Here is an 8,368-nt window from a genome sequence, read left to right as displayed (position 1 = left end):
CGTGTAGCTCTTCTCCTTCATAGCCCAGTCCACAGCTCGTCGCCTCGAACCGGGCCTCAGAAGTTTTTTCCCAGCATTTCCTTCAGCGTCGACACATCCATCATCTGCTCGGCCAGCAGCTTCTTAAGCTTCGCATTCTCAACCTCCAGTGCATTCAGCTTCTTCGCGTCCGACACTTCCATGCCGCCAAACCTGGATCGCCACTTGTAAAACGTCGCGTCGCTGATCCCATGCTTGCGGCACAGCTCCTTCGCACCCAGCCCTGCCTGGTGCTCCTTCAGAATGCCGATAATCTGTTCTTCGCTGAAACGGCTCTTTCTCATCGTCTGTCTCCTCAGTTGGAGAACAGGCTAACCTCAAATCGAGGACATTTCAGGGGAGCAGGTCAACTATATTCGGCATAAGGCTCAAAAAATTAGTGAGCTTTATTTGATCAAATCTGACTATCGAGCGAATAGAAATACAACTTTCTCGTGATTATTTGCAGCCCTGAGCTTTATCACCTTCATAGCCGGATGGATTTTATTGGTCGCACCAATTTTATCACCCGATAGCATGGTGTCGAGAATCGCTCGGCAAACGCTTGCTCAACAGACAAACGATTTGCACAGAATAAGCGAAACAATAGTAGACGTTGCAACCGAGGACGTTTCGAACTCGATCAATGATATCCCCCCTTAGGAGCCCTTGCAAAGTGATTAGGTGAAGCGGTCATTAGCCTGCCGGGTCTTAATAGTAGCAAAGTCCGCACTGCCGACCTCGGGCCGTTGAAAATGCTGCGGCGGGGATGGATGGCCGCTTCGGTGACGCTGCGGTGCCGCACCGGCGGTCGCTTCGAACGTCCGGACTGGGCCGGGTGCGACCTGGAGTTGGTGGGCGTCCACGAGCTTGCCGCTGCTCCGTAGTCGCATTACCGGTCTGAGACCATAATGCCGCACTCTATTGCTGCTTGGCAGGAGGCAAGTCCAACCAAAGCCGTCCAGCCCGATAGCCACCGCGCACCAGATGGCCCTCGTCTTTCACTTCGGGGTGCTGGTGACTCCAATCTCGGAAGCGATCATTGGTCACGACCTGAGCATTATGGTCGCGCGCTGCAGCGAGTATGACCTGATCCGCAGGTGTCCCCTTTGAGACAACCATCACACGGGCAACGGGCAAATCCAACAGCTTGGCGAGTTCGGCCTCACCCTGGTAACGGTTACGGAGCTTGTATCCGACATTCGCATCAAACACGACGCCCGGCGTATATCCCTGTTCGCTCAGTTTCTGTATCGCATCCTGAACAGTCGCGATATCAGCGCCGTTCCCCTTCCAGTGCATGATGTTTGAGCCGTCCAGGATGATCCAGCGCTTCTTAAAAATCAGCGAGGAGCCACTGCTACTGAGCCGTGTGAGGAGAATGAGCAGGCTGGCGATCACGCAAGGAACGCCAAGCAGCAGAAGATCATCGAGGCCTGGAACGAGCAAACCGGCACCCAGAACGGCGAGGGATATGAAAAAAACGACGAGCAACGCGAACCCCAAGGCCTACCATTTGTTAAAAATAAACGACGTCAGCCGCAGCGGCGCAACCGTTATCGCGAACGCCCACGAAGGCGGTCTGGTTGAGAGCGCGGCGGCAATGTTTTCCCGTCGCTCATGGGCGGCATCCCGGGGGCAGCCAACACATGAGTATGTTTGGCCTTGTATCGCGTTTGCAAAGCGCGGCAGGAAGTCCCGCACTGCCGACCTCGGATCGTTGGAGATGTTGCCGCAGAGATGAATGGCCGCTTCGGCTACGCTACGGTGCTGAGCCGGCTGCTGCTTCGAACGGCCGGAGAGGGCCGAGAGGAGCAAAGGACGTTAGCCGCTTGAATACATAGAAGAAAGTTCGAAAAGTGGTTTCCCTCTTGGGCAAACGATCCGATCTCCTGATCACAAGAATGGAGACGGTTATGGACTACGAGAATACGATGACACCCAAAGAAGTCGAATACGACCTGATCGAATGGGCAGAAGGTGGGGAGGAGGGAGAAAGCCACCCTGCATGCCTCACTCATTGGGGACTGAACAAAAGCCAGCTCGAGATCATCAAGGAGGCCTGTGCGGCCCCATACGCGGCGGCGAGCAGTGCCAATGCGATGTGGTGTATCAGCGACCAGGAAGGGCTCACGACGATTGCAGAGGTGCTGCGGCATTACTGATGGCAAAGTAAGGTCCGGAGCGACGGCAGCCCATGGATCAAGGCCGCCGTCGCGCGGTAAATCAGGTCAGGCCGCAGTGGAACGGGTTCGCACGGCACCCGATTGCTGTCGCTTAAAGGCCGAGAGGTTCTTGCCTCTCGTCTCAGGCGGCTACGTTCCTCTTACTTACGCAGGAGCAGATCCTCGTTCATTCGATCCCGCTCAGACAGGCTGTCAAGTTTCTGCTTACGTCGGAGAAGCTCTCGATAGTATCGAAGGGCATTGGAGAAGGCAGGCAGGATGCTGGGATCGGTTGAAGCGGCATTCAAGACATCATGCATTTGAGTGACACAGGCGGACAATTTGCTTCTCAAATCCGTGGCTGTCTGCCTTTCGAGCGCGTTCTGACGGGCCTTGTCGGAAGAAAGCCCCATGAGCATTTTCGAAATCTCGGGGCCATTTCGCACGGCTCGGAGAATTCGAAGTTGCCAGTCGAACTTACGAGTCCGTCGCCGCGGAACATGAAGGTCCAACATGGATTGGCGCACCAAGGCTTCGATCTCCGGCCAAGCTTTCCAGGGTTTCTCTCCTTCAAGGATGGGAAACAGGGCAGACGGGTCACTCAAATCGAGTGGCAGTGAAACGCAGCCCTCGACCGGGTTGCGCCATTTCGCTTGGTAAGAGGCCGTTATCGAAAGCGCCGCACCATCGTATCGGACCGTCACCTGGGTTTGGCAGCCAGAGGGCGGTTGGGCAAAGCCGGAGACCGTGACGCAACCGCCTTCCGAGGTCACTTCGAGAGGGCCTGGATGCGCGCTCCCACGAGGTCCGGGAGCGTGATACTTCTTCGTCGTTTGTGATCTTGACGCGTTCCGCGTCATGACTTGCTCCCCTGCACCAGTCGCAGGCCCTGTGCTTCCTGCGGCCGTTCCGGAAACCCTGAGATCGGAGTCTGCACCCGCGACACGTCGAACGGGATCTTCTTCACCTGTTCGAAGAGGCTCGCGATGCTGATCCCCTTCTGTGAGTATGCGCGCTCTCCTTCGTCGAGAGGCTCGTGGCCCATCAACTTCCGCCTGTGCGCCCCCGGACAGCTCGCATCCGACAGGCGGTGGTGGAACGTGGTGCGCAGGGCGTGGAAATCAAGACCATGCCAGTAGACGTCGTTGGTGCGGCGGTAGTAGCCGAAGGCCTTGGTGAAGTTCTCGGTGTATGTGCCCTTGTTCGCCCCACGCGTGAGGGACGGAAACAGGCGGCGATCTCCTCTCTTTTTGGCGCGCTTCACGAACTCCAGGAACCCAAGTTCAATCAGGACCGGATGCAGCGGGATCTTGCGGGTCGCATTCTCCGACTTGACGCTGTCCCCCAGGGCCTGGCGGACGATCAGGTAGGCGATCCCTTCATCCGACTGAACGTCGCCCGGTCCCGCCTGGGCAGCCTCCTCCATGCGCGTGCCCATCAAGAGGCCTATCAGCGGCATCCAGAACAGGGGATCGGCTTCCCCTGCGGCATTGCCTTGAAATACCCGGGTGTCCAATAGCTCATTGAGCCGGTCATCCCAGGGCTCTCGCTCCAAAGTTGTCTCAGTGGCTTTCAAACTTTTCTCCTCTCGGGTCGTGAATGTGCAGATGTCGAAGGGGTTGGTTTCCACGATGCCGAGCTTCTTCAGCATTGTGCCGACCCTGTTCGCCGAACGAACGAGGCGCAGGTAAGTGGCGACGCGGATACGTGGTTCGGCCTCCGCGAGGCGGAGGTCGCGTATTTCTGTTTCATTGGTGCAGCCTTTACGCCGGGCCTCGCGCTCCGCGGCGTCCATCGCGGCGGCCTCGCGCGCCTTTACCTTCGTAATAAGAGCGCGATAGCTGGCGGCCGTGTATTTGTTCCCCTTGCCATGGAATTTCGGGAGGCTGCGGATCAGCTTGATTGCCTCTTCGATGTCCTCTTCAGTCGCGTGGACCCAGCCCGTTGATCCGAACTCCTCACCCCAGATCTTGCCCGCTGTCCTGAGTGCGGGGAGCGAGGACTTTTTCCACCTTTCTCCTACACCCTCGTCTGGTTTCTGGTGCCTCTGCCACTCCTCCCCGAACCCCGCGCCCTTGAACGCCTGATAGACCATGAAGCCTTCGTGAACGGTCATGGCACCTCGCTTCTCCAAGATCGCGAGGATCTCGGGGGAGCAGGACTTCAACACGCCTCGGCTCCTCAACAGCTCCCGGATATCCTTCTTTTCGGGGCGTTCGGACGAGACTGGAGCCTCTTCGGACATGGCGGGAGGCACGGGGCCAGGCTGACGTGAGGCAAACCAGTTGCGAGGAAACAGTTTCATGGCTTCTTCCTTGTCGATGGGAGGCTCGGCTATGGCCGAGGCGGTTGGTTGGGCGGGAACGCCCGGGGATGTTTCCTCTGCGATCGCGCGCGCAAAGTAGGGGCTGGGACCGGGAAAGATGCCCTTGTCCCGCCGGGCCTTCTCCTCGCAGTTGTCCAGCAACACACGCGTGGCCTCATAGGCCAGAAGCTGTGCCTGCTCGCACCCGGCTTCGGGAAGCTGGATGCCCAGGTGCGCGGCGACATGCTTCAGAGGCTCTTGCGCCACCGCGTAGTCCCGCTGAAAGAATGCTTGCCGCAGGACAGCCTGCCGGGCCGCTTCCCGTTCCAGGGCCGCCTGCGCGAGCTGCGGGGATCGAGGATCCCCCAGGGCACGCTCGCGATCGGCCGCCTCGATCTCGAAGCGGGCGAGCGTGGTCAGGAGATCCCTGGTGTTTTCCGACGAGAGGCTCATGGTGGTGGCGTAGAGAAATACTTGATCGCTGAGGGTGCTGAGCCTGCGTGCAAGCTCCGCGGCCACCGAAAAGGCATGTGTTTTCAGGGAAAGACATATGGGGATTCCCGCAAACGTGGTTTGAATCCCCAAATTTCGCGCTTTCGATTTCCGCGCGCGGTCAGAACGGCCGGACCCGTTTCGGAGAATCCGATGGTCTGGCGCTGGTTTGATTCTAATAGAGCGAAACGCGGGCTCCTCGCACAACCTCTCGCTGCAAGCCGATTCGAGAACTGCGCGGGGGAGACGGCGCCGCCAGACGTAGCCCTGGGGACGCAGTTCGAGATGGGGGATATGGGCGTGCTTGGAACGGGCGTGCGGCACCGGGTCTGACTCCTTTGTGACTCCGGTGTGTCCGGAGTGTGTAAGGCGGAGTGTCAAAACCGGTGTCCGAAACGCGAAAAGCGCCCCCGAGGGAGCGCTTTTTCGTTTGTTTCCAAAACCTTCAGGAAGTTTTGGCTCCGGCGGTAGGGATCGAACCTACGACCAATTGATTAACAGTCAACTGCTCTACCGCTGAGCTACGCCGGAACATGTGGGCGGTATAGCCATGACGACTCCGGGCCACAAGTGGTTTTTGCCAGGTTTCTCCGAAAAATTCATCCCTCGCCGGAGCGCTGAAAAATTGCTTCAGCACTCAATTCGCCGCACGGCGCGACGAGATTTCTTGCCGTTAGGTCAATAAGATGCGCCAAAACGTTGCGTGCAGCGGCGCCCATCAGGGCAGGCGGGGTGCCGGTGTAGATTCGCTCCGCCAGGGCCTGCGCGTCCGACGGGCCGTCGCCGAGCGCCGTGAGGATCGAAGCCTCCCGGCCTTCGCGGTGCGCCAGCAGTTCCGTCAGCCGCGCTTCGGGTTCTTCGACTGGTGCGCCGTGGCCCGCATGGAACCGTCGCCAGCCGCGCCCGCGCAGGTGCCTGAGTGAGCCCATGAAGGCGGTCAGGTCACCATCCGGAGGCGAGACCAGCGATGTCGCCCAGCCCATTACCAGATCGCCGGAGAACAGCACATCACCCCAGGCAAAAGCGAGGTGGTTCGCCATGTGTCCCGGCGTGTGATGGACCACCAGCTGCCAGCCGTCGCCTCCCACTTGTTCGCCATCAGAGAGCGCCACATCGGGGGAGAACTTCTGATCGACACCTTCACCACCGCCCAGATCGGCAGTCTGCGCCAGCACCTGCATCAAGGTGCTACGTCCGGTCTCCGACGCGCCGAAACCATGGACCCGCGCCCCGGTGCGCGCCGCCAGAACCGAAGCCAGCGGCGAGTGATCGAGATGCGAATGCGTGACCAGAACGTGGCTCACCTGCTGCCCGGGGCCTAACGCGGCGAGGATCGCGTCGAGGTGGGAGGCATCCAGAGGCCCGGGATCGATCACCGCAACGTCCTTGCCATCGCCCAGGAGATAGGTGTTCGTTCCCCGGAAAGTCATGGGCGAGGCATTCGGCGCCAGCACGCGGCGCAGGCCGGGTTCGAGCACCTCGGCCACGCCAACCTGCGGCTGGAACTCCGGTTGCGGGTCTTGCATGATAGGTTCTCCATGAGTGCGGGGACACGGATGCCGAGCCTAGACATGTCTTTCCAATGGCTCAAACGCTATATGCCGCGCAGCCTGTATGGCCGGGCCGCGCTGATCCTGGTCCTGCCTGTTGTAACGCTGCAGCTGGTGGTTTCCGTGGTCTTTGTCCAACGGCACTTCGAGGATGTCACCGTGCAGCTGACGCGAGAGGTGGCGCGCGGTGTCAACCTCGTGCTGGACGAGATCCCCGACGGAGAGCCCATGCAGCGCCTCGGACTGCTGCCGCGCCCGGTCGCGGATGGCGAGAGTTCCGCCGCGGACTTCCGCCGTTGGTACGATTTCACCGGGATTGTCGTGTCCCGGGTGTTCTACAGGCGCGTTGCCGGGCTCGAGCGGCTGGACATGCCGAACGACGCGGACGTGATCCTTTACGTGCGTCGCGGCGGCACGCTCTACCGCCTCAGGCTCGACCGGCAGCGGGTGTCGCCCACCAATGCGCATCAGCTTTTCGTCAACATGCTGTTCTTCGGCATCGTCATGACCGCCATCGCCTTTTTCTACCTGCGCAATCAGCTCCGCCCGATCACCCGGCTGGCTGCTGCTGCCGAGGCCTTCGGGAAGGGGCGCACGGTGCGTTACTCGCCCTCCGGCGCGACCGAGGTTCGCGCGGCGGGCCACGCCTTCCTCGACATGCGCAACCGGATCGAGCGTCATATCGAGCAACGCACAATGATGCTTTCGGGGGTCAGCCACGATCTGCGCACACCGATCACGCGGCTGCGCCTGGGGCTGTCGCTGCTCGACGATCCCGACCGCGAGCCGCTTGAACGCGACGTGGAGGAAATGCAGCGCCTGATCGACGCTTTCCTCGACTTCGCGCGGGGCGATGCCGAGGCTGGACTGGCCGAACCGACGGACATCATGGCGTTGCTGACCGCCATCGTAGACGATGCGCAGCGCGCGGGGCAGGGGGTCGGCCTCGGCACGCTGTCCGGCGGGGGGCAGGTGGCGCTGAGGCCGCGCGCGCTACGCCGCGCGGTGGAGAACCTCATCGCCAACGCCGTGCGCTACGGCGACACCTGCCGCGTCTCCGCCACGCTGACCGAGAAATCCCTGCGCATCCGCGTAGAGGACGACGGCCCCGGCATCCCGGCCGAGGACCGTGACACCGCGCTGAAGCCCTTCGTCCGGCTGGACCCGGCGCGCAACCAGAACCGCGGGTCCGGCGTGGGGCTTGGGCTGGCAATTGCCGCCGACATCGCGCGGGCCCATGGCGGTGTTCTGCGCCTGGGCGAAAGCGACGACCTCGGCGGGCTGCGTGTTGATATCGTCATCGCGCTTTGATGCGATTTTCACGGTGATTTTGAAAATCCACGCAGAACGCTTAACGCTAAAATCAGACTCATGAGCCAAGGTCTTGCCACGAATCCGGCGCACGCAGTCCCATGACCCCTGCGAGTTTCGCCCAATTGCCCGGACCGATGGCCGGGCTCCAGACATCCAAGGAATCCTCCAGGCCCCTTGCCTGACCAATCATACTTGGGAGATCCCGAAATGGGCTTTTCAGCTTTTCTCACGACCCTCAGTCTTGGCCTTGTCTCTCTCTCGGGGACCGAAGCCGCAACCCCGAAAGGTCTCGTTCTGGCTCAGGCTGCGCCCTACGCGGCCGACCCCTATGTTGCCACACAGGGCTACGTCGCGCCGCAGGGCGGTGACTACATGACCACCCCCCAGGGCTGCACATACCGGCGCACCCAGGCACCCGGTTATCCGCCGCGCTGGATTCTTGTCATCAACCCGTACCACGTGGGCAACGGCAAATCCTCCCGGGGCTGCAAAGGCATGATGTAGGGTCACTGCGGGCCACAAAC

7 protein-coding genes, 1 tRNA gene and 1 pseudogene are annotated in these 8,368 nt (G+C 60.7%); 3 read left to right on the top strand and 6 right to left on the bottom strand.

The window, feature by feature from the left end; translation table 11 throughout:
* A pseudogene (locus J5474_RS06280) lies at positions 1-323 on the bottom strand (transposase); the annotation flags it as partial.
* Positions 324-939: 616 nt separating this feature from the next.
* Positions 940-1,512, bottom strand: coding sequence for an NYN domain-containing protein (locus tag J5474_RS06275; RefSeq protein ID WP_209359934.1), 573 nt, complete (start codon positions 1,510-1,512; stop codon positions 940-942).
* 422 nt (positions 1,513-1,934) lie between these two features.
* Here J5474_RS06275 and J5474_RS06270 point away from each other — a divergent pair, with 422 nt between their 5' ends.
* Positions 1,935-2,183, top strand: coding sequence for a hypothetical protein (locus J5474_RS06270; RefSeq protein WP_209359933.1), 249 nt, complete (start codon positions 1,935-1,937; stop codon positions 2,181-2,183).
* 161 nt (positions 2,184-2,344) lie between these two features.
* Here the strand turns inward: J5474_RS06270 and J5474_RS06265 are convergent, their stop codons facing one another.
* The 4 genes from J5474_RS06265 to J5474_RS06250 all read right to left on the bottom strand — a co-directional run bounded on the left by J5474_RS06265 (position 2,345) and on the right by J5474_RS06250 (position 6,506).
* The gene (locus tag J5474_RS06265; protein ID WP_209359932.1) at positions 2,345-3,043 is read right to left on the bottom strand and encodes a hypothetical protein; all 699 of its coding nucleotides are present in this window, start codon (positions 3,041-3,043) and stop codon (positions 2,345-2,347) included.
* Entirely contained in the window at positions 3,040-5,073 is a 2,034-nt protein-coding gene (locus J5474_RS06260; protein WP_209359931.1) for a site-specific integrase, read from the bottom strand. The genes J5474_RS06265 and J5474_RS06260 overlap by 4 nt, the downstream gene beginning before the upstream one ends.
* A gap of 363 nt (positions 5,074-5,436) precedes the next feature.
* Positions 5,437-5,511 (bottom strand) — tRNA-Asn (locus J5474_RS06255).
* Positions 5,512-5,579: 68 nt separating this feature from the next.
* Positions 5,580-6,506: an MBL fold metallo-hydrolase gene (locus J5474_RS06250; protein WP_209359930.1), complete on the bottom strand. Its 927-nt coding sequence runs from the start codon at positions 6,504-6,506 to the stop codon at positions 5,580-5,582.
* Between the two features lie 45 nt (positions 6,507-6,551).
* On the opposite strand from J5474_RS06250, the gene J5474_RS06245 reads away from it, so the two are divergent.
* On the top strand, positions 6,552-7,841 hold the full coding sequence (locus J5474_RS06245; RefSeq protein WP_209359929.1) for an ATP-binding protein: 1,290 nt from the start codon (positions 6,552-6,554) through the stop codon (positions 7,839-7,841).
* 210 nt (positions 7,842-8,051) lie between these two features.
* Complete coding sequence (locus J5474_RS06240; RefSeq protein WP_209359928.1) at positions 8,052-8,348, top strand: hypothetical protein; 297 nt, start codon at positions 8,052-8,054, stop codon at positions 8,346-8,348.
* The last annotated feature ends 20 nt before the right edge of the window (positions 8,349-8,368 follow it).

Origin of the sequence: Sagittula salina (assembly GCF_017813235.1) — a bacterium.
Lineage (GTDB): Bacteria > Pseudomonadota > Alphaproteobacteria > Rhodobacterales > Rhodobacteraceae > Sagittula > Sagittula salina.
The sequence above is the reverse complement of the archived record's forward strand: the minus strand, read 5'-3'. Positions and strand labels throughout refer to the sequence as shown.

Bases quoted from the DNA above. Each gene is read 5' to 3' on its own strand.
- J5474_RS06270 (WP_209359933.1), top strand. From the start codon at position 1,935: ATGGACTACGAGAATACGATGACACCCAAAGAAGTCGAATACGACCTG.
- J5474_RS06265 (WP_209359932.1), bottom strand. From the start codon at position 3,043: ATGACGCGGAACGCGTCAAGATCACAAACGACGAAGAAGTATCACGCT.
- J5474_RS06250 (WP_209359930.1), bottom strand. From the start codon at position 6,506: ATGCAAGACCCGCAACCGGAGTTCCAGCCGCAGGTTGGCGTGGCCGAG.
- J5474_RS06245 (WP_209359929.1), top strand. From the start codon at position 6,552: ATGTCTTTCCAATGGCTCAAACGCTATATGCCGCGCAGCCTGTATGGC.
- J5474_RS06240 (WP_209359928.1), top strand. From the start codon at position 8,052: ATGGGCTTTTCAGCTTTTCTCACGACCCTCAGTCTTGGCCTTGTCTCT.